The sequence below is a fragment of the Burkholderia sp. AU4i genome, assembly GCF_000466765.1.
GTDB classification, from domain to species: domain Bacteria; phylum Pseudomonadota; class Gammaproteobacteria; order Burkholderiales; family Burkholderiaceae; genus Burkholderia; species Burkholderia cepacia.
The window spans coordinates 1-1467 of sequence record NZ_ASSI01000348.1 but is presented as its reverse complement, the minus strand read 5'-3'; the positions used below and the strand labels follow the sequence as shown (position 1 = coordinate 1467).

The following is a 1467-nucleotide window of genomic DNA, read 5'->3' as shown; positions in this document are numbered from 1 at the left end:
TCCAGCAACGCCCCCAGCAGATCGATCGGCAGCGGAAACATGAAAATGAAGGAGAAGCGCAGGACGATCGATCGGGTGCGGGAGTGGTACCGAATCCGGGGAGGGAAGCGGATCGAGCTCGCAACGGAGGAGGCGGGCAATAAAAAAGGACGCTTGCGCGTCCTTTTGCCGTCTGAAGTGTTGCGCATCGTCGAGAGGCGTCCCCAGCATTTTCATCGGCAATCCTAGCGAAGTATCGAACGAATGTCAAAATGCATCGTGTCGAAAACGGATGCATGACGGGCATCCTGCCGCGTGTTCGGTTGTATCCGCCCTGAACTCACCGCCACGCCGGCGTCGAATGCCAATCGGTCGTGAAGCCGAGATGGGCCGCCGCGTCCACGTGCTCACACCCCGTCAACGTCGCTCGCAAGGCTTCGCGCCATTCGCGCCCATGACCGAGTGGGTCGAGCAGGGCCTTCATCATCGTTGCACGGGCGTAGAACGTCTCCGGCCGGGTCATTTCCGGAGCATACCGGGCGAGCGTTCGCCCGGCCGGCTTGGCGGGAGGCGATACCGTCAGCTTCATTCCCCAAAGCCGGGCGTGGTGCGCACACGCATTGCGCAGGTCGGTGAGCGATTGCAGCCAGCTGGTGAGCACCGTATCAGGGATGTCCGGCCAAGCATGGCGTCCGGCGACTTTGCGGTCGCGCATCGAGAGCGCGCTGAAAATTCGGGACAATGCGCCCAGGCTCAGCCGCTCGCAGACCAGCCAGATCGGCGGCAGGTCGGGGCTGGCATAGGTTCGATAGTAGTGAGTCAGTGCCGAGCCCTTTCGGGTTTCACACTCCCGGGCGATCTGATCCAGAACGCGCGCGTAGTGGCGCAGGTCGACGAAACGGTCCCTCTCGACGTACCAGTGGCTGCCGTAGTCGATTGCGAGGGGATTGCTGAGTGCGGCGCGCAGCGCAACCTCGATGCGCTCGACCGCGTCCATCGTGATCGAGCGCAGACGTCGATCGAATGCGTAGAGTTCAACGATGTCGGAGAATCGGGTTCGAGGCCAGAATCGCCTGGTCGTGGGGTTCTGGAACCGCCGCATGTAGACCAGCAACCGGAAATGGCCGATCGACCGGAGCATGCGCAAGTTCGCCGGACGATCGTCGATGCGCAGGCCGCGTTGCCACAGCCGATGAAGCGTTTCCTCGGCACTGAGGGCCACCTTGCCATAGGCCCTGGTTGGCGTCGCCGGTGCCGTCTTCCTTGTCCGAGTCTTGCCCATCGTCGATCCGTACTGCCATGCATGAGGATCTCGTTGTATACGCCATCGGACCGTAAGCGGCCACCTTCCATACCATTCGGCAGATGGGGGCGCCGGTCGGTATCGATGCCTGCTGCCTCTCGTCCGGCGAATCCGGTGAGGATCCGAATGTCTGCCTCATTCCTCCCGCTTTCCTCCCAGCCGCTCCAGCAACGCCCCCAGCAGAT

At 62.5% G+C, this 1467-nt stretch carries 2 protein-coding genes; one reads left to right on the top strand and one right to left on the bottom strand.

The window, feature by feature from the left end; translation table 11 throughout:
• On the top strand, positions 1-228 hold a 228-nt coding region (locus L810_RS48825; RefSeq protein WP_218921758.1), incomplete at its 5' end, for a hypothetical protein.
• Positions 229-319: 91 nt separating this feature from the next.
• Here the strand turns inward: L810_RS48825 and L810_RS42280 are convergent.
• Positions 320-1261 (bottom strand): Abi family protein, encoded by a 942-nt coding sequence (locus tag L810_RS42280; RefSeq protein ID WP_042978353.1) that lies wholly within the window; start codon positions 1259-1261, stop codon positions 320-322.
• Positions 1262-1467 lie beyond the last annotated feature (206 nt).